The following is an 18712-nucleotide window of genomic DNA, read 5'->3' as shown; positions in this document are numbered from 1 at the left end:
GCCTGCTAGGCGGTGCGGCCGAACAGGGCGGGCAGGGTGCCCTCGTGGGCGTCCCGCAGCTCGTCGAGGCCGACGCGCAGCACGTCCTGCACGTCGAGCGTGTCGCCGTCGACCACGCCGATGCGCCGCCAGGGCAGGCCGCGCACCGTGCACATGTCCGTGAAGCGCAGCTCCTCCGAGCGCGGCACGGCGACGACGGCGCGCCCGGCCGACTCGCTGAACAGCTCGACGAACGGGTCGGCGTCGGCACCCAGCACGATCCGTGCGCCGCGGCCACCGCGCAGGCACGACTCGACGAGGGCCTGCGCGAGTCCGCCCTCGGACAGGTCGTGGGCGGCGGTGAGCATGCCGTCGCGGGAACCGGCGACGAGGACCTCCCCGAGCAGCTTCTCCCGGGCGAAGTCGACCGCCGGCGGCTGCCCGCCGAGGTGGCGGTGCGTCACCCAGGCCCACTCGGACCCGCCGAACTCGTCGGCGGTCTCGCCGAGCAGGATCAGCGCGTCCCCCTCGTCGGTGAACCCGATCGGGGTGCGCCGGGCGACGTCGTCGAACAGGCCCAGCACCCCGATCACCGGCGTCGGGTGGATCGGCGCGGCGCCCGTCTGGTTGTAGAACGAGACGTTGCCGCCGGTGACCGGCAGGCCGAGGCGCCGGCAGCCCTCGGCGAGGCCCGCGCACGCCTGCGCGAACTGCCACATCACCTCGGGATCCTCGGGGGAGCCGAAGTTCAGGCAGTTCGTCACGGCGATCGGCACCGACCCGGCGGCGCTGACGTTGCGGCATGCCTCGGCGAGGGCGAGCTGCGCGCCGGTGAACGGGTCGAGCCGGGCGTAGCGCCCGTTGCCGTCGGTGGCCAGTGCGATGCCGAGCCCGGTCGACTCGGACAGTCGCAGCACCCCGGCGTCCTCCGGTTGGGCGAGGACCGTGGCGGCCTGCACGTACCGGTCGTACTGGTCGGTCACCCAGGCCCGGGAGCACAGGTTGGGGGAGGCGATCATCCGCAGCAGGGTCTCGCGAAGTTCCGCCGCCGTGGTCGGCCGGGCGAGTCGGGCCGCCGTCGGAGCGTCCGCCCGGACCAGGTCGAGGTCGGCGGGGCGGCGTAGGGGGCGCTCGTAGACGGGGCCCTCGTCGGCGAGCGAGCCGGGTGGCACGTCGACGACGACCTCGCCGTGCCAGCGCACGATCAGCCGACCGGTGTCGGTGACCGTGCCGATCCTGGTCGCCAGCACCCCCCAGCGCTCGGCGAGGGCGAGGACCTCGGGCAGCGCCTCGGGCGTGACGATCGCGAGCATCCGCTCCTGGGACTCGCTGGCGAGCACCTCGTGGGCGGCCATCGACGGCTCGCGCAGCGGCACCAGGTCCAGATCGACGTCCATGCCGCCGGGTTGGCCGGTGGCCAGGCCCGCCGCCGTCGTCTCCGTCAGCGCACAGGTCAGCCCGGCGCCGCCGAGGTCCTGGATGCCGGTGACGAGCCCGCGGTCGAACAGCTCCAGGCAGGACTCGATCAGGATCTTTTCCGTGAACGGGTCGCCGACCTGCACCGACGGCCGCCGGGCCGGGCCGCCGCCCTCGTCGAAGGTCGCCGACGCAAGCACGGACACGCCGCCGATCCCGTCCCGGCCGGTCTTCGCGCCCAGCAGGACCACGGCGTTGCCGACCCCGGTGGCCGCCGAGGTCTGCACCCGGCCGACCGGCATCACGCCGACGCAGAGCGCGTTGACCAGCGGGTTGCCGGCGTAGGTCGGGTCGAACACGACCTCGCCGCCGATGGTGGGCAGGCCGAGGCAGTTGCCGTAGCCACCGATGCCGGCGACGACCCCGGGCAGCGTGCGCGCCGTGTCGGGCGCGTCGGCGTCGCCGAAGCGCAGCGGGTCGAGCACCGCGATCGGCCGGGCCCCCATGGTCAGGATGTCGCGGACGATGCCCCCGACGCCGGTCGCCGCCCCCTGGTAGGGCTCGACGAAGCTCGGATGGTTGTGTGACTCGATCTTGAAGGTGACGGCCAGGCCCTCGCCGACGTCGACGACACCGGCGTTCTCCCCCATGCCGACGAGCAGCCGGTCGGTGGCCGGGGTGTCCCGGAACTGCCGCAGATGGACCTTGGAGGACTTGTAGGAGCAGTGCTCGCTCCACATCACCGAGTACATCGCCAGCTCGGCGTCGCTGGGTCGCCGGCCGAGGGTCGCCACGATCCGGGCGTACTCGTCGTCGGTGAGTCCCAGCTCGCGGTACGGCTGCTCGGCGGTGCCGGTGGCACCGGACGTCGCGCTGCCAGTGGTCTCGGAGGTGGCCGCCGGGGCGGTCGGGTTGCCGGTCACCCCCCCATCCTCGCGGATTCCGCCAGCTCGCGGCCCCTGTGCCCGGACACCGGCCCCGCGCGCCCGGCGTGGCATGGGCCACTGCGACCCGGCGGGCGCGCCCCACCACCGCGCCGGCGCCCGCGAAGGGCGGCGCGGCGGTGGGGTGACCGGGGTGCGGCTAGCTGAGCAGGCCCTTGCTCCTGAGGTACTCCTTGGCGACGTCGGCGGGCTTCTCCCGCTGCGCGTCGACCTTCTTGTTCAGTTCGGCCAGGTCGGCGGTGGTGAGTACCGGTGCCAGCTTGTTCAGCGCCGCCGAGATCTGCGGCGTCAGCGACTTCGTGTTCACGATCGGCACGAGGTTGTCCGCGTTCTGGAGCTTCCTGTCGTCCGTCAGCACCACGAGGTCGTAGTCGGAGACGGTCGCGTCGGTGGTGAGGACCAGGCCGAGCTGCGCCGTGCCGTCCTTGACCGCGGCCTTCGTCTGCGGCGTGTCGACCCCGGTCTTGACGATCTCGCTGATCTTGATGCCGTAGGTCTTCTCCAGGCCGGGCTGGCAGAACGGCCGGCTCTCGCACTCGGGGCCGGCGGCGATCTTCACCGTCTGGCCGCTGGCGCCCAGGTCGGACAGCGTCTTGAGGTTGTGCTGGGTGGCGAACGACTTGCTGACGGCGAAGGCGTTCTGGTCGACGGCGTCGGCCGGGTCGAGCACCGTCAGGCCGAGCCCGGTGGCGAGCGGGCGCAGCGCGGCCAGCGACTTCTGCAGGTCCGGCGAGGAGACCGAGGCCGCGTCCGGACCGTGGACCTTGGAGTTGAGCAGGTCGGCGTAGGTCGCGACGTACTGCGGCATCGCGTCGACCGTGCCCTTCTCCAGCGACGACTGCGCGAGCTCGGTCTGCTGCACCGAGGTCCGCTCGACCTTGTAGCCGGCCTTCTCCAGGACCGCCGCGTACATCTCCGCAAGGATCTTGCTCTCGGTGAAGCCGGCGTCGGCGACCGTGAGCGAGCCCCCGGCCGAGGTCGTCGCGCTGGCCCCGGCGGCGCCGCTGCTGCCGCCGTCCGAGTCGGAGCCGCAGGCCGCGGCGGTCAGCGCGAGGGCGACCAGCGCGGCCAGACCCGCGACCACGCGGCGCGGACGCCCGCCGTGGCGGTGACCGGCTGTGGCGCCGCGGTGCAGCCGGCCCCACGGGGCGCGTCGGCTCCCTGGTTCGCGTCGGCTCCGCGACTCGCTCGGTGCTGTTGCATCAGTCACGTTCGAGGACCCCACCGTTCATCTTCGACTGCTCTCCCTGATCATCGGGCGCGTGCCTGGTGGCCCCCGACCGTCCCCACCCTCGCACCCCGGTCCGACAACTTCCGGACGTCCGGGACACGCTCCTCCGGGTCAGGGAGCCTCCGCAACCGGAAAAGACACAAGTAACAGCGCCAAGGTGGACAATCGGTCACGCAGCCGATTCGAGTCCGGTACCGAGGCGTAGGAGATGCCCAACCAAGCTGTACGGGGTGCCGTACGGACATGTGCCCTGGTCGAGTCGCCGCTGCCCCATCGAGGTCCTTGCGCGGGGCTCAGCGGGCTCAGCGGGCTTCAGCGGGTTCTGGGAGTCCGGGCGGTCGACACGGCGCGGGTCAGGACGAGCAGGAGGCCGTCCACGCCGAGCGCGAGCACGGCCACGAGGATCGCGCCGCCGACGACCTCGGGGCGGCGGTTGTTGGCCAGGCCGTCGACGACGAAGCGGCCGAGCCCGCCGCCGCCGATCAGCGCCGCGATCGTCGCCGTCGCCACCACCTGCACCGCGGCCAGGCGCAGGCCAAGCATGATCATCGGTAGGGCCAGCGGGAGCTCGACCCGGCGCAGGAGCTGGCCGCCGGACATGCCCATGCCCCGGGCGGCCTCCTTCGCCCCCGCGTCGACCTCCTGCATCCCCACGTAGCTGTTGGTGACCAGCGGAGCGATCGCGAAGAGGGTGAGCGCGACGACGGTGGTCGTGTCGCCGATGCCGAGCGGTCCGATCGCCAGCAGGACGAGCACGGCGAACGTCGGCACCGCCCGTCCGATGTTGGAGACGTTGATGGCCAGCGTGCCGCCCCGACCGAGGTGGCCCAGGCCGATCCCGACCGGCAGGGCGACCGCGCAGGCGATGCCCACCGAGGCGCCGGTGAGCAGCAGGTGCTCGCCGAGGCGGTGGGCGATGCCCTCGTCGCCGCGCCAGCTCGCGCCGGTGGTGAGCCAGTCGAACGCGCTGCCGAGGGTGCTCATACGGCGGTCCCTTGCGGATGCTGCGGGTTCGCGGCGGACGGCGGGCCGACCGCCCGGCCCGCGCGGGTCCGGCGGCCATGGCGCCACGGGGTCAGCAACCACTGCAGGCCGACGAGCAGCAGGTCGGCGACGACCGCCAGCGCCACGCACAGCACCGAGGCGGTCAGCACCTCCGACTTGAACGAGCTGGTCAGGCCGTCGTAGATGAGATCGCCCAGCCCGCCGTGGCCGATCGTCGCCCCGACGGTGACCAGCGCGATCGTCGAGACCGTCGCGACCCGGATCGCGGCCATGATCGAGGGCAGGGCGAGCGGGATCTCCACGGTGACCAGCAGCCGCAGCGGGCCGTAGCCCATGCCCCGGGCGGCGTCGCGCACGTCCGCCGGCACGGCGTCGAGCCCGGCGAGCAGCCCGCGGAAGAGGATGACCAGCGTGTACGCGACCAGCCCGATCCGCACCGTGGTCGTGGACAGGCCGGTGACGGGCAGCAGCAGCGCGAAGAACGCCAGCGACGGCACCGTGTACAGGATGCTCGCCAGCCCGCTGATCCAGGCGACGGCGAACCGCCAGCGCCGGGCGAGCAGGACCAGCGGCACCGCGATCACCAGCCCGATCGCCACCGCGCTCAGCGTGAGGCTGACGTGCTCGCGCAGCGCCGCGGACAGCTCGTCCGAGCGGGTCTCGACGTAATCTCCGCAGATCCAGGCGTTCCGTTCGAGACAGCTCCCGGACGCGACGATGGTCACCGAAGCACCGTAACCGGTACGGAGGACTCGACGCCCATGACGACCGTGGAATCGACGACCGCGGCGGACCCGATGATCTCGTTGCGCGGGGTGGGCAAGCGCTATCCGGACGGCACGGTCGCGGTCGCGGACCTCTCCCTCGACGTGCCCGCCGGCGAGCTGCTGTGCCTGGTGGGCCCGTCCGGCTGCGGCAAGACCACGACCATGAAGATGATCAATCGGCTGGTGGAGCCGACGTCCGGGCACATCCTGGTGGCCGGCGAGGACGTGGCCCGCACCGACCCGGTGCGGCTGCGCCGGCGCATCGGCTACGTCATCCAGCAGATCGGCCTGTTCCCGCACCTGACGGTGCACGCGAACGTCGGCACCGTGCCGCGGATGCTGGGCTGGGACCGTGCCCGCATCCGTGCGCGGGTGGACGCGATGCTCGATCTGGTCGGCCTCGATCCGGCCACGATGGGCAGGCGCTACCCGCACGAGCTGTCCGGCGGGCAGCAGCAGCGGGTCGGCGTCGCGCGGGCGCTGGCCGCCGATCCGCCGGTGCTGCTCATGGACGAGCCCTTCTCCGCGATCGACCCGATCGCGCGGGACCGGCTGCAGGCGGAGTTCCTGCGGCTGCAGCGGGAGATCCGCAAGACGGTGGTGTTCGTCACCCACGACCTGGACGAGGCGATCCGGCTCGGTGACCGGATCGCGGTGTTCCGCCAGGGCGGTCACCTGGAGCAGATCGACCCGCCCGCATCCTCGGCCGCCCGGCCACCGACTTCGTCGCCGGCTTCACCGGTTCCGACCGGGCGTTGCGGCGGCTGTCGGTGACCACGCTGCGCCGGGAGGATCTCGAACCGCCCCGACCCGGCGGGCACCGGCCGGGCGGGATCGAGGTGGGGGCGTCCCTGCGGGAGGCGCTGTCCGCGCTGCTGGCGCAGGACAGCGGCGCGCTCGACGTCCACGCCGACGGCGAGCTGGTCGGCGTGCTCACGCCGGCGGCCTTGCATACGGCGCTGCGCCGGTCGGTGGCGCGGGACGACGAGCCCGCCGACGAGCTCGCATCCGAGCTCTAGTAGCCCGCCGGGTCGGGTGCAGCCGGCCGCGCCCGCCGCGCCCGGTCTCGGGCCGGTGTGACCGGCGGGCCGCCTCAGGCGCGGGCGAGCAGGCCGGTCAGCACCGAGGTGAACATGCGCAGCCCGTCCAGGCCCGAGCCGGTCAGCTCGTCGACGGCGTGTTCCGGGTGAGGCATGAGGCCCATGATCGTGCGCTCGGCGTTGCAGACCCCGGCGATGTCGTCGGCCGAGCCGTTGGGGTTGCCGCCGAGGTAACGCAGGACGATCCGGTCCTGCGCAGCCAGCTCGGCGAGCACCTCGGGGCTCGCCACGAAGCGGCCGTCACCGTGCTTGACGGGGATGACGATCTCCTCGCCGGCCTGGTAGTCGCGCGTCCACGCCGTCGCCGTGGTCTCGACCCGCAGCCGCTGGTCGCGGCAGACGAAGTGCAGCCCGGCGTTGCGGGTCAGCGCGCCCGGCAGCAGGCCGGCCTCGCACAGCACCTGGAAGCCGTTGCAGATGCCCAGCGTGGGCAGGCCGTCGGCGGCCGCGGCGACGAGGGCCGCGACCATCGGGGAGAACCGGGCGATCGCGCCGGCGCGCAGGTAGTCCCCGTAGGAGAAGCCGCCGGGCAGGATGACGGCGTCGACCCCGGCGAGGTCGTCGTCGCCGTGCCAGAGGGCGACCGGCTCGGCGCCGGCGGCCCGCACGGCGAGCGCCGCGTCCCGGTCGTCGAGCGAACCCGGGAAGGTGACGACCCCGATCCTGGCCGTCGTCCTGGTCGCGTCGGTCCTCACCGCATCCATCCCGGCACCCACCCAGCCCCCGCTCGCCGTCAACTTCCGCCAGCTTCCGTCAACTAGCGTCAGGGTAGCCGCTTCCCCCGCGCGGGAAGGCCGGTCGAACGCCCACGCGGTGACCGTGGGTGGGTTGGGGTGGGGTCAGACGGGTTCGTCGGCGGCCTTCGGCGGGTGGGGGGTGCCCCACGGGCCGGTCGCCCTGCGTGCCCGGGCCAGCTGCGCACCCGGGGCGCTCTCCTCCCAGGCCAGTACCTTCTCCAGGTGGACGCGGGTACCCCGATGTGGGCCCTCGACGCGGTGGAACTGGACGCGGTCCATGAGCGCCCGCATCAGGAAGATTCCCCGCCCCTGCTCCGGGACGTTCTCCGGCGCCGTGCCGTCCGGGGTCGGGCGGGTCGCCCGGTCCGGATCGAACACGCTCTCGAAGGTGCTGTCCAGGCCGCCGCCGCGGTCGCTCACCTCGATGACGGCCACCTCGTTGTCGACGCCGACCGACACCTCGTACTCGTCCTCGATCTGGGCATGGAGAAGAACATTCGCACATGCCTCCGTCAACGCAAGCTCAACATCATCGATGCATTCCTGGGATACCCCGAGAACCTTTAGCGACTGCGTACAGATTCGTCTAACCACCGGTATGGAGATCTCATCGCGAGGCAACGACAGGCTTAGTTTGATCTCCATGTCGGCTGGTGTACCCCCCGCGAGCAACGTCAATCGACCCTGGTAGACGAACATTCTCGGAAGTGCGTCACACCGTTGCGGATCATCGGAGTCGCTCGGCGATCGCCCGGCCCAACCCGGTGCCCGAGAGCCAGGCATTCTCGATCTTCGGGCGGCCCCATCCGTCGCCCGCGAGGCCGATTCCATTGTCGGACAGGTGGAACGGTTGCTCGTGCGGGCGCTGCGGCCGGGCGAACGTCCACCGCTGCACGTACATCCACCGGGGCTGCTCCGGGATGGCGAGCAGCCGCCGCAGCGACTCGATGAGCGCGGGGCCGGCCGTGGCCGGCTCGGTCAGCCGCGGCCGGGCGAACCCGGCCGTCGAGTGCGCCACCAGGACGGGCGCGTTGTCCCCGCGGCGGCGCCCGTCGTCGGCGATCCACTCGATCGTGTCGTCGTCGTGCACGAAGGCGCCGTCCATGGGCGCCCAGCAGCGGTGCGACCAGCCCGCGAGCAGCGCCAGCGCGGGCGACCAGGGCCGGTCGGCGACCAGGGCGCGTTCCTCGGTGAAGGCCTCGTCGAGGTGGCGCACCGCCTGCGGATCGGGCATGGCCAGCACCACCGCGTCCACCGGCTCGCCGTCGACGAGCGGGCCCGGGGTGACCCGGACGATCGGGGCGGACTGCGTCACGCTGACCCCGGCGCGGGACGCGAGGTCCGCGACCAGGGACCGCAGCCCGCGGGGCGCGGCGTAGCGCAGCGGCCCCGGTTCGGCCGCGGTCAGCGTCGCGTCCGGCCCGCTGATCACCGACATCCGCCGGGTCCACAGCCGCACCGTGCCCCGGGCCGTCCAGTCGTCCACGACCTCGGCGAACTCGGGTGCGGTGACGGTGAAGTAGGAAGCGCCGGAGTCCACGATCCGCCCGTCAATCCACCGAGAGGCCATCCGGCCGCCGATCACCCGGCCCCGGTCCCGGACCTCCACCGTGATTCCTCGCGCTTGCAGCACACTGGCACAGGCGATTCCCGCAATTCCACCGCCGGCCACGACGACCTTTGCCACCAAGCCCCCCGTTGTCTCGACATCGACGCTGGCCGGCTCGCGGGAAAACCCCCATTCTCCGCCCCGGGATGTCGCTTTCGTGGGATCGCGGGGTCCGACCGGGCGGCGCAGGCGAGCCGAGCACGGCGATCATCTCCGCGCACCCGCCGGGAGCGCCCCGGCGGACAGGCACCATCATCGTGCCTGTCGACCCCGAGGCCCGGGTACGGCCGGTGCCGGCTTGACGGGACAACACCCAGGGTGGATGGGGGTTCTCCCGGAATGCGCGGGCGGGGTGCCGCCGCGGCGCCCGGCGTTCCCGCCTCGCGCCGCTCATGGCCTAGCCTTACCCCGAATCCAGCCGTACCCAGCCCATGCCCACGACCGTGCGTGACGGTCATGACCTCAGGAGCCCGCGATCGCACGTCGACCCGCACCCCAGCGTCCGGGCGCCCGCCCCTCCTCTCGCCTCGCGGCCGGTTCGACCCCCGCCGCCCGCCGCCGTCCCTCCGGGCCGGGGCCCGGCTCGACCGGCTCGGCCGATCCGACCGGCGCGACCGGCGTTGTCGGGCCGCGGGAACCCTGCCCCTGTGGCTCCGGGCGTCGCTACAAGGCGTGCCACGGCGAGCGGCGGCGGCCGGCGCCGGTACTGCGGCCCTTCCTCGGCCGCCGGGACGAGCCCGACCTGGTCGCGTTGCGAGAGCTGGTGCCGAGCGCGACCGCCCCGGTGATCCTCTCGGCCGACCATCTCGCCAAGCATCCCGAGCACGCCGAGAGGCGCATCACGCTCTGCACGATGCTGCCGCAGGCGGCGCCGGCACTGGTCCGCGAGGACGGGGAGATCCTCGTCGCGATGCAGACCGCGCTACCCGGGTTGGACCCGTCCCGGGACATCGCCGGGGCGCTGCTCGCCGCGCTCGACGCCGACCCGGGCAACGTGGTGGACGTCCCGGCGGCCTCGTCGCCGCGCCTGGTCGAGCAGCGGCCGGACGGGCTGGCCGGGCTGCCCCGGCTCACCGACCTGCTCGACCCCGCTCCCCTGGAGATCACCGTCCATTCCGGCTTCGGGTGGTGGCTGCCGCCGTCGGACGACGACAGCGGGCCCAACCAGGAGGTGGCGGCGATGCTGGAGCGCGCCAACGCCACCGTGGTACCCACCGTGCGGCTGTCCGCCGTGCCCGCCGCCTACTGGTGTCACCCGAGCGACCGGTGGCATCTGCGCTGGGCGCTGCCCCTGGCCGCGCCGGCCGGAGCGGCCTCGGGCGCGGCGGCCACGGACCCGGCGGCCACGGACCCGGCGGCCACGGGCGCGGCGGACACCGGCGACGCCGCCCGTTCGGAGGAGGCGTTGCTGGACGCCCTCGCCCGGCTGGCCGCGGCCGAGCGGCTGACCGTCGGTCCGGGAACCCGGTTCGTCGGCTTCTTCCGGGCCGACGGCCTCGTCATCCCGGTCTGGGATCTCGCCACGGACACCGCGGCCGAGCGCTGCGAGGAGCCCGCCGCCGCGCTGGCGCTCGCCTACCGGGAGGCGCTCGCGGACCCGACCCCGCTCACCGCGCCGGAGCGCCGGGTCCGGGCCGGTCTCGTCGGCCGCAGCCTCACCCTGCGCTGAGGCGGGCCGTGGTCCGACAGGAGGGGATTGCGGTGGGCACGAGCGACAGGCCGGACAGCACGAGCGACAGGCCGGACAGCACGTTCGACGTCATCGTCGTCGGGGCGGGCCCCGCCGGGGGCAGCGCGGCGCGGGCGGCGGCGGCCGCCGGGGCCCGGGTCTGCGTCCTCGAACGGTCGTCGATGCCGCGCTACAAGACCTGCGGGGGCGGCCTGGTCGGCCTGTCGACCGACCTTGTCGGCATCGATCTGGCCGGCCTGGTCCGCGCCACGGTCAGCTCGCTGACCATGACCCTGGACGGCCGGTACACGGTCAGCCGCGGCCAGCCGGACGCGCCGCCCTGGCTGTCCATGGTGATGCGGGCCGACCTGGACGCCGCGCTGCTGGCCGAGGCCGAGGCGGCGGGCGCGGTCGTGCGGACCGGCGTGCAGGTGCTGGGCCTGCGCGAGGCGGCCGATGTGGCCGAGGCGGCCGATGTGGCCGATTCGGCCGACCGGCGGGCGGGCGCCGCGGTGCTCGGGGCCGACGACGGCTGGGTGCACGTCCGGGTGCGCGGCGGCGCCGACCTGCGGGCCCGGGTCGTGATCGGGGCGGACGGCGCCTCGGGGCGCTGCGGCACCCACGTCGGGGTCCGGTGCGATCAGATCGACGTCGGCCTGGAGGGTGAGTTCGTCGTGGACGCCGCGCTCGCCGATCGGTGGGCCGGCCGCATGCTGCTCGACTGGGGCCCGGTGCCCGGCTCCTACGGCTGGCTGTTCCCCAAGGGGCGCGTGCTGACGGTGGGGGTGATCGGCGACCGGGCCAGGGGCGCCGCCCTGCGCGGCTACTACGAGCGGTTCGTCGCGCGGCTCGGGCTCGCGGGCGTCCCCCGCCAGCACGACTCCGGCCACCTCACCCGGGTCCGGGCCGTCGACTCCCCACTGCGCCGTGGCCGGGTCCTCGTCGTCGGGGACGCCGCCGGCCTGCTCGACCCGTGGACCCGGGAGGGCATCTCGTTCGCGCTGCGTTCGGGCCGGCTCGCCGGGGAGGCGGCGGCGGGCGCAGTCGGTGCCCCCGGCGCCGCCGGGCCCGTCGGCTCGGCCGCCCTGGACGCCTACCCGGCTCGCGTCGAGGCGACTCTGGGGCCGGAGATGGCGGCGGGCCGCGAGGTGCTCGGCGCGTTCACCCGGCGGCCGGGGGTGATGCACGCACTCATGGCGGGCCCGGGCACCTTCGGCCTGTTCACCCGCCTCATCGAGGGCCGCACGACGGTCGCCCGCCAGCTGCGGCGCCCCGGTGTCCGCGCCGCGGTGGCGGCGTTGGGCCGCTGAGCTCGGGGCGGCCCCGGCTCAACGGAGGTCGCTGCCGCGCTCCTCGCCGAAGCGTTCGGCAACGGCTCCCGCGATCTCCCGGTAGGCCGTCCGGGTCTCCCGCTTCAGGTCCGACAGCACGATCCGCCCGCCGTCGGCCAGGTGCGGGTCGAAGGGGACCTGCACCACGCGCCGGGTCCGCGCCTCGAAGTGGCGGGCGAGAGCGTCGACGTCGACCCGTTCGCCCTGCGCCGGGAACATCGAGATCACCGCGACCGCCTCGCGAACGTGATCGGCGTACCCGTGCGCGTCCAGCCAGTCCAGCGTGGCGCTCGCGCTGGAGCCGCCGTCCGCCGTCGCGCTGCTCACGATCACCAGGGTGTCGGCGAGCTCCAGCACCCCGTGCATGGCGCTGTGCAGGATGCCCGTCCCGCAGTCCGTGAGCAGGATCGAGTAGTGCCGCTGGAGCAGATCGTCCACGGCCCGGTAGTCGTCGGCGCCGAAGGTGTCGGACAGCTCCGGGTCGTTGGCGGAGGCCAGCACCTCCAGCCGCGAGTCGGCCTGGGACAGGTACTTGCGAACGTCCACGTACCGGTGCAGGCGCGGGGCATCTTCCAGCAGCTCCCGCACGGTGTGCGCGGAGGTGCGCGGCACCTTCGAGCCGAGGGTGCCGCGGTCGGGGTTCGCGTCGATCGCCACCACCCGGTCACCCCGCAGGCTGGCCAGGGTCGATCCGACCGCCACCGTCGTCGTGGTCTTGCCGACCCCGCCCTTGAGGGACAGCACCGCGATCCGGTGGCAGTCCAGCAGCGGCGTGCGGATGCGGGCGAGCTGCCGGCGATCGCGGACCTCGTCGGGCGACGGCCCGGGATTCACCGCGCCGGCCGACACCTGGTACACGAGCTTGCGCCAACCGCGGGAGGCCGTCTGCGGCGGCGGGGGCAGCAGGGCGCTGGTGAGCAGCCCGGCGCGGCCACCCGCGTCGCGTGGCCCCGGCTGCGCGACGGTCGGCCGGCGGGTCTCGCCCGGCGTCGTCCCGGTGGACGGGTGTTCCCCGGACGGATACGGGTCGGACCCGTCCGCCCGGTGCCGTCGGGTCTGGCCGAGGGGGGCCTCGCCGTCCGGATACGGGACGTAGGGAGCGGCCGAGACCGACGGAGCGTCGTCCGGGTAGGGGTCGTAGTCCGCCCGCGATCCACGGCCGGCTCGCGCCCCGCGGCTCGACCACGTCCCACCGTCCTGGCGGCCGGCTGAGTCCTGGCGGTGCCCGCGGTCCGGACGGATCTCCGCATCCCGGCGGGGGCCGACGTCCTGGGCGGGGTGGCGGCGCTCGCGGTGGGGGCCGCGGTCCGGCCGGGGTTCCTGGTCCGGCCGCGCCCGGGACTCCCGGTCGGTGCGGGGCGTGTGGTCGGTGCGGGACTCCTGGTCGGTCTGGGGGGCCTGGTTGATCTGGGGGCCTTGGTTGATCTGGGGGGCCTGGCCGGTGCGGGGCGGCTGGGCGGTGCGCAGCGGCTGGTCGGTGCGGGCGCCGCGGTGACGTCCGGAACCGGTGCTCCGCTGGGCGCGCTGCCGGTCGGCATCCGTCGGGCGGCTCGCCCGGCGGTAGGAACCGTCGTCGGGATACGGGGTCGACCCCTGCGGCGGGCCGACCGGTGCCCGCCCGGCACCGTACGGCGCACCGTCGACGGGCGGCGGGGTGGGGAGGGCGCCGCCGCGGCCGAGCGCCTCCTGCCGGATGACGCGGCGATGACTGTCCACGCGCGGCGCCGGCCGGGGCGCGTCGCGGCCGGGCATGTCGCGGGCCGGTATCTCGCGGCGGGGCATGTCGAGGCCGGGTAGGTCGTGGCCGGGTGGGTCGGCCGGCCGGCCCTGGTGGGCCCAGCCCGGGTGGGGCGGCTGCGCGGGCGGGCGGTGCTGGCGCGTCTCGCCCGGGTGCGGGGCCTCGGGTGCCGGGAGCCGGCGCCGGGGGTCGGGCCCGGGACCGCGGCCCTCGCGGCCCACCGAGGCCGCGGGGTCCACTGGCGCTGGCCGGTGGCGGGCCGGTGACACGGTGGGGTCGCGCAGCCAGGAGGGGACGCGCCCCGGCGGGGCAGGAAGCGCCGCCGGCCCGGTGAGCGGCCCACCGAGGGCGATCGCCTCGGTGGCCGTGCTGCCGGGTGGCGGAGCCGGGTACTCGGTCGAGGGGCGGTACCCGTCGAAGCGCTCGCCAGGGGGCGCGCCAGCACCGGTGCCGGCTGGGGGGAGGGACCCCGAACCGGCCGGACCGCCCAGGCGCTCGTCGCCGCGGATCACCGGAGTGGCGTAGCGCGCCGTGGGCGCGGCTGGCAGCGGTGGGGTGGGGGTGGGCGGCAGCGGCGGGGTGGGCGGCGCAGGGGCAGCCGGGGGCGGCGCGGCGGGCGGCTGTGCCCGGGGGCCGGGCGGGAGCGGCTCCGCCCGCCAGGCGCGGGTCTGCGCGGGTGGGGCCGACGGGTACGGCTGACCGAACGACCCGCCCGGGGCCAGCGGGAGGCGGTCGAGCAGCGGGTCGAACGTGCGTGTCTCGATCGGCAGCATCCGGCCGTTGCGGCTGGTCCCACCGGGTTGCGGGGCCGGATCGGGGGCCGGGCCGGGCTCGGCCTGGGGGATCGACGGCCAGGTGTCGGAGACAGCCGGCGGCGCCGCGTGACCGGCCCCTTCGGACGGCAGGGCGACCGCGTCACCGCCGCGCGGGGCAGCGTCGACCGACCAGCCCTGGCCCGCGGCGGGACCGGGGCCGGCGGTGCTCGCGGCGGACCACCCGGAACCGCCCGCTGCTCCTTGGCCCGGGAGCGGGGTTGCCGGCCAGGACGCCGGCCGCCGGCCCTGCGGCCAGGACGGATGCCCGGGTCCCGGCAGCGCGCTTCCGCCGGCCGGCCCGCGGGTCGAACCACGGACGGGCGACTGCGAGCGCCCAGGCTCGTCGACGGTCCACCCAGGCTCCTCGACGGTCCACCCAGGCTCCCCGACGGTCCACCCGGTGCCGCCGGCGGCCCACCCGGAGTCGCCGGCGGCCCACCCGGAGTCGCCCGCGACCAGCCTGGCATCGCCCTCGCGCCGCGCGGCGTCACCGCTGGTCCGCTCGGTGTCGGTCACACCGCCGACCTGGATGGCGCTGATCTCTCGCCCGTCGCCGTTCACGGCCGGACTCCCCGGGCGGCGCGGCCCAGGGCTGGATCTTCCGATCCGGGCTTTCCCTCCGCGATGTCCAAGGGTCTCCCCTCCGATCGGGCGAGCCGAGCCATGCGGCCGGGGCTGTCTGACGCCCGTGCGGGGGGACGGTACGTCGGTTCGAGGCGAGCTGAACCGACCGTCTGTGGCAGGACGTGGCCGGCCGGACGGGTCCGGCGGGTTGAACCAGAATGACATGCGGGAGGACGGACCGCACGGGCCGGTGTGTCCCATCCGTCGTGCCTCGCCCGTATCGCCTCGGCAACGCCCAGCTCGCGCGGTTCGAGAGCCGGGCGCTGCCCGGGATAAGCCGGACGAAGCTGGGCAGGGACACGACGATGCCATCGGGAACCCGCGGGATTCGCCGGGGGGCGCAGGCCGCCGCCCTGGCGTTCGTGATACTTGCGATCATGGTCGACGTCGGCTGGATGCCGGTGGTGGAGAACGACGCCGACGTCGCGGAGGCGCTCGGTCGGCTGGCGGCCACCACGGGATGGCTGGTGACGGCCCTGCGCTGGGTGAGCGAGATCTTCCACCCGACGGTCTTCCGGGTGATCGCGGCGGTCGGCGCCGCCGTGCTGTGGTGGCGTTCCGGCCGCGGTGGCGTGGGCCGGGCCGATCCTGCGGCCACCCGGCGACTGGCGGTGTTCACCCTGGTCACGGTCGGCGCCGGGGGCCTGCTGGTGACGGGGTTCAAGGACCTGATCGGGCGGGCCAGGCCGTCGTTCACCAATCCGGTGGCGCACGCCGCCGGGCTCAGCTTCCCCTCCGGGCACGCGCTCGGCGCGATGGTCGCCGCCGTCGTCTGCCTCGTCGCAGTCCGGGCCGTCACCGGTCGCCGGGCGCCGTGGCCCTGGTGGGTCGGGTGGGGCCTGATCGTCGCGCTGACCGGTTTCTCCCGGCTCGGGCTGGGGGTGCACTTCGTGTCCGACGTCGTCGGCGGCTACCTTCTCGGCGTCGCGTGGGCGCTGGGGATGGCGGCTCTGCTGCGTCCGTGGCAGCCGGGTGCACTCGCCGCCGGGCGCGCCGGGCCGGCGGGCCCGGCTTCGGGGGAGCAGGGTCACCGGTACGGTGACCAGCGGGCGTCGTGGTCCCGGTGGCGCAGGCTGTCGATCCGGATCCGGAACTGGGCCGCGACGGTCGCGCTGCTGGCCAGCACGGGCAGGACGCTGGTGACCAGCTTCAGCTCGCGCACGGCTCGCAGGACGGCATAGCCCTCCCAGGACGTGACATCGAAGCCGTACCCGCGGGCGAGGTCGCGGTGGGCCTGGGGATCGTGGCCGAACCGGCTGCGGCCGACCGCGACCGGCACGAGGTCCCATTCGGCCGGGCCGAGGCTCGTGGCGTCGAAGTCGCACATCAGTACCCGGCCGTCCGCCGCCCGGATCAGGTTGCCGAGGTGGGCGTCGCCGTGCACGACGACGGTGGGCAGGGCGTAGCGGACGTGATCGAGCGCCGCGGCGACGCGTTCGGTCATCCGTTCCAGGAACCGGCGGTCGGCGCCGGCCAACACCTCCGCGTCCGATAATCGGCGCCGGACGTCGTCGAGGGGGTCCCAGCGGGGCAGCGGTGGACTGGGCGGGTCGAGGGTGTGCAGGACGCGCAGCAGGGCGGCGAGGTCGCCGGTGTGCGGGGCCGGGCCGGCGGACGGTGCTCCGGCGGGCGTCGCGTCGATCCAGACGGTCGCGACGAAGCCACCGGCCTCGACCGGGGCGGGCACGCCGGGCAGGAGGCGGACGGCCGGGGCGCGCCGATCGGCCAGCCAGCCGGCAACACGGACGACCTTCGCCACCCGGTGCGTCATCGCGGCGGAACCGGTGATGCGCATGACCGCTCCCGCGCGGGGTAATCGGTACACCGCGTTCACCGTCCGTTTGACCAGGACGGCGCCGGCGTCGTCGAGCCCGGCGCGGGCGGCGAGCTCGGCCACCGCGCGACGGGTGGCTGCCGCCGTGAAACGGGCCCGCCGCGGCGGGCCGGGTGGATCGTGCCGAGCAGGACTGTCGTCGGCCATCGCCGCGGTCCTCCCGATCGAGGGACACCCCGGGTCGGGGTGCCCGATCAGACGGTCAGGCCCGGGGCGGTGACCGCACCCGGTCCGGGACGTTGCCCGGCGGCGGAGCGCTGCCATTCCCGGACGAGCAGCGCGAGGTCCCGGACCTCCCGCACCTCGCTGTGCGGACGGGTCGCGGACAGGAGCTGGTCGGCGCGCCCGGAAACGGAGGCGACCGTGCGTCCCCAGGAGATCTGGATGGCCTCGGTGGCCAGGTCGCACACCCGTTCGAGCTCCAGGCGGCCCTGGCGGGCGAGGGCGAGGGCGAGGTCCAGCCGGATGACCGAACGGAAGCCGGGGGCGTTCATCGCGTCGAGCTTCGGCAGGGCGAGTTCGGCGTGCTCCTGCGCCGCCTTCGGCCGGCCGAGCAGGCACAGCGCGGTGGTGGCGTTGTAGGACACCTCGACCGGGTTGAAGTTCTCGAAACTCGGCCCCGGCCGGCCCCACTGGTCCGGTGGGATCAGATCCGCCAGATCGTAGGCCTGGTCCAACGCCTGGGCGGCGCCGCGCACATCACCGAGGGCGGCCAGGGCACGGGCCACCTGGCAGGTGAGCCGCGCGCGCACGGGTCCGTCGCCGACGTGGGTCAGCCCGTCGCGGGCGAGGCGGAGGGCCTCGTCGGGGCGGCCGGCGTAGAACTCGTTGACCGCGGCGACTTCCCGGGCGGAGCCGCGCAGTGCCCCCTCCCCGGCGAGCCCCCCGGCCTGGAAACCGAGGGCGGTCAGCGACCGGGCGGTCTCGATGTCGCCGAGTTTGAAGGCCGCGTCGGCGCCGAGGACCGCGACCCGCCCGGTGAGCACGTCGCGGCGACGGGCGTCGCCGGTCGGCATCGAGCGGCGGCCGAGTCGTTCCAGCCCCCGGCGCAGGCGGGCGGTCTGGGCGAAGATGTGCGCCGGTGGGGTCGCCTCGTGGGCGTCGAGGAGGTCGCCGAGCATGTCGTCCGCCCGCTCCAGCGCAAGCTGGATGGGACTGGCCGCGAGGACGTCGGAGACCTCCATGATCTGGCCCTCGGCGAGGATCGCGGTCATCATCGCCGCGCCGGCGTAGCGGTGGAACTGGCGTCGGTCGGAGACGCCCGGGGCCGCGGGCCGCGCGGCCGGGGGTGCGGCGTCGGCGGGCGCGGGCCCGGCCGTGGTCGGCGCGAACGCGGCCGGGCCGCCGAACATCGTCAGGGACAGGGTGGCCGGATGCGTCGACGGCGCCGCGCACGACGGGTGCGGGCCACCCGCCGACCAGCCGGAACCGATCGGGCTCCCGCTCCCGATGGTGCTCCCGCTCCCGATGGTGCTCCCGGGGCCGACTGGATCCTGGCCGAACAGGGACGCGGCACGGGCCAGGTCCGCGAGGTCGTCCGCGGCCCAGAGCCGCTGGGCGGACGGCGCGCTGATGGGGCCGAGGTCGCACCGGTCGACCGGCGGCTGCGCGGGCGGCTCCGGCAGGTAGTCTTCCGGATGATCATCCGGGGGGGTGCGGGCCGGCGGGATGCTGATCGACTCGCTCGTCGCTCGCCGCACCGGGAGAGGGCCGGAGCGACCGGTCGGACCCGAGGACCCGTGGTCGGCTCCACGGCCCGGTGAAGATCCGCTCGACTGCGGCATGCCGCGCGTCCTTCCTTCCGAAGACATCACGGTCTGCGACCGTGTTGACAAGGTAGCGAGGGGCGAGGTCCGCTTCGAGGGGCAACCCGTCGGAAGCGCACAGTGAGACCACGCGATCTGACGGGTTCC

14 protein-coding genes and 1 pseudogene are annotated in these 18712 nt (G+C 74.9%); 5 read left to right on the top strand and 10 right to left on the bottom strand.

Annotated features, from left to right (window positions below; genetic code table 11):
- Nucleotides 1-5 precede the first annotated feature (5 nt).
- The 4 genes from purL to FRAAL_RS29365 all read right to left on the bottom strand — a co-directional run bounded on the left by purL (nucleotide 6) and on the right by FRAAL_RS29365 (nucleotide 5300).
- Nucleotides 6-2318 carry a phosphoribosylformylglycinamidine synthase subunit PurL gene (purL, locus tag FRAAL_RS29380; protein ID WP_041939966.1) on the bottom strand — a complete coding sequence of 771 codons (2313 nt, stop codon included), beginning with the start codon at nucleotides 2316-2318 and terminating at the stop codon, nucleotides 6-8.
- Nucleotides 2319-2478: 160 nt separating this feature from the next.
- Nucleotides 2479-3423: an ABC transporter substrate-binding protein gene (locus tag FRAAL_RS29375; protein ID WP_011607766.1), complete on the bottom strand. Its 945-nt coding sequence runs from the start codon at nucleotides 3421-3423 to the stop codon at nucleotides 2479-2481.
- 459 nt (nucleotides 3424-3882) lie between these two features.
- A complete protein-coding gene (locus FRAAL_RS29370) occupies nucleotides 3883-4554 on the bottom strand; it encodes an ABC transporter permease (protein WP_011607765.1) in 672 nt (223 codons plus the stop codon).
- Nucleotides 4551-5300: an ABC transporter permease gene (locus tag FRAAL_RS29365; protein ID WP_011607764.1), complete on the bottom strand. Its 750-nt coding sequence runs from the start codon at nucleotides 5298-5300 to the stop codon at nucleotides 4551-4553. The genes FRAAL_RS29370 and FRAAL_RS29365 overlap by 4 nt, the downstream gene beginning before the upstream one ends.
- Nucleotides 5301-5336: 36 nt before the next feature.
- On the opposite strand from FRAAL_RS29365, the gene FRAAL_RS29360 reads away from it, so the two are divergent.
- On the top strand, nucleotides 5337-6116 hold the full coding sequence (locus FRAAL_RS29360) for an ATP-binding cassette domain-containing protein (RefSeq protein WP_308205971.1): 780 nt from the start codon (nucleotides 5337-5339) through the stop codon (nucleotides 6114-6116).
- Nucleotides 6113-6361: a hypothetical protein gene (locus FRAAL_RS36450; protein WP_231861778.1), complete on the top strand. Its 249-nt coding sequence runs from the start codon at nucleotides 6113-6115 to the stop codon at nucleotides 6359-6361. The genes FRAAL_RS29360 and FRAAL_RS36450 overlap by 4 nt, the downstream gene beginning before the upstream one ends.
- 74 nt (nucleotides 6362-6435) lie before the next feature.
- On the opposite strand, the gene purQ is transcribed toward FRAAL_RS36450, so the two are convergent.
- The 3 genes from purQ to FRAAL_RS29345 form a co-directional block, all read right to left on the bottom strand.
- Complete coding sequence (gene purQ, locus FRAAL_RS29355; protein ID WP_041939965.1) at nucleotides 6436-7146, bottom strand: phosphoribosylformylglycinamidine synthase subunit PurQ; 711 nt, start codon at nucleotides 7144-7146, stop codon at nucleotides 6436-6438.
- Nucleotides 7147-7281: 135 nt separating this feature from the next.
- Nucleotides 7282-7824, bottom strand: a complete 543-nt coding sequence (locus FRAAL_RS29350; RefSeq protein WP_041941146.1) for an ATP-binding protein — start codon at nucleotides 7822-7824, stop codon at nucleotides 7282-7284.
- Nucleotides 7825-7906: 82 nt separating this feature from the next.
- Nucleotides 7907-8812, bottom strand: coding sequence for an NAD(P)/FAD-dependent oxidoreductase (locus FRAAL_RS29345; protein ID WP_231861422.1), 906 nt, complete (start codon nucleotides 8810-8812; stop codon nucleotides 7907-7909).
- Nucleotides 8813-9263: 451 nt separating this feature from the next.
- Between FRAAL_RS29345 and FRAAL_RS29340 the strand changes: the two genes are divergently transcribed.
- Together FRAAL_RS29340 and FRAAL_RS29335 are read left to right on the top strand one after the other, a co-directional pair.
- The gene (locus FRAAL_RS29340; RefSeq protein ID WP_083866961.1) at nucleotides 9264-10457 is read left to right on the top strand and encodes a DUF5926 family protein; all 1194 of its coding nucleotides are present in this window, start codon (nucleotides 9264-9266) and stop codon (nucleotides 10455-10457) included.
- Between the two features lie 32 nt (nucleotides 10458-10489).
- On the top strand, nucleotides 10490-11767 hold the full coding sequence (locus FRAAL_RS29335; protein ID WP_011607755.1) for a geranylgeranyl reductase family protein: 1278 nt from the start codon (nucleotides 10490-10492) through the stop codon (nucleotides 11765-11767).
- A gap of 18 nt (nucleotides 11768-11785) precedes the next feature.
- On the opposite strand, the gene FRAAL_RS29330 is transcribed toward FRAAL_RS29335, so the two are convergent.
- Nucleotides 11786-14902 carry a nucleotide-binding protein gene (locus FRAAL_RS29330; RefSeq protein ID WP_041939963.1) on the bottom strand — a complete coding sequence of 1039 codons (3117 nt, stop codon included), beginning with the start codon at nucleotides 14900-14902 and terminating at the stop codon, nucleotides 11786-11788.
- Between the two features lie 221 nt (nucleotides 14903-15123).
- Between FRAAL_RS29330 and FRAAL_RS35455 the strand changes: the two are divergent.
- Nucleotides 15124-15903: pseudogene (locus tag FRAAL_RS35455) on the top strand (phosphatase PAP2 family protein); the annotation flags it as partial.
- Between the two features lie 89 nt (nucleotides 15904-15992).
- On the opposite strand, the gene FRAAL_RS29320 reads toward FRAAL_RS35455, so the two are convergent.
- Both FRAAL_RS29320 and FRAAL_RS29315 read right to left on the bottom strand, forming a co-directional pair.
- Nucleotides 15993-16946 carry an aminoglycoside phosphotransferase family protein gene (locus tag FRAAL_RS29320; protein WP_011607752.1) on the bottom strand — a complete coding sequence of 318 codons (954 nt, stop codon included), beginning with the start codon at nucleotides 16944-16946 and terminating at the stop codon, nucleotides 15993-15995.
- Between the two features lie 47 nt (nucleotides 16947-16993).
- Nucleotides 16994-18583, bottom strand: a complete 1590-nt coding sequence (locus tag FRAAL_RS29315) for an NsdA family TPR-like regulatory protein (protein WP_041939962.1) — start codon at nucleotides 18581-18583, stop codon at nucleotides 16994-16996.
- Between the last annotated feature and the right edge of the window lie 129 nt (nucleotides 18584-18712).

Origin of the sequence: Frankia alni ACN14a, from assembly GCF_000058485.1 — a bacterium.
GTDB lineage: Bacteria > Actinomycetota > Actinomycetes > Frankiales > Frankiaceae > Frankia > Frankia alni.
Note: the sequence above shows the minus strand (reverse complement) of the source record. Positions and strands in the feature narration are given on the sequence as shown.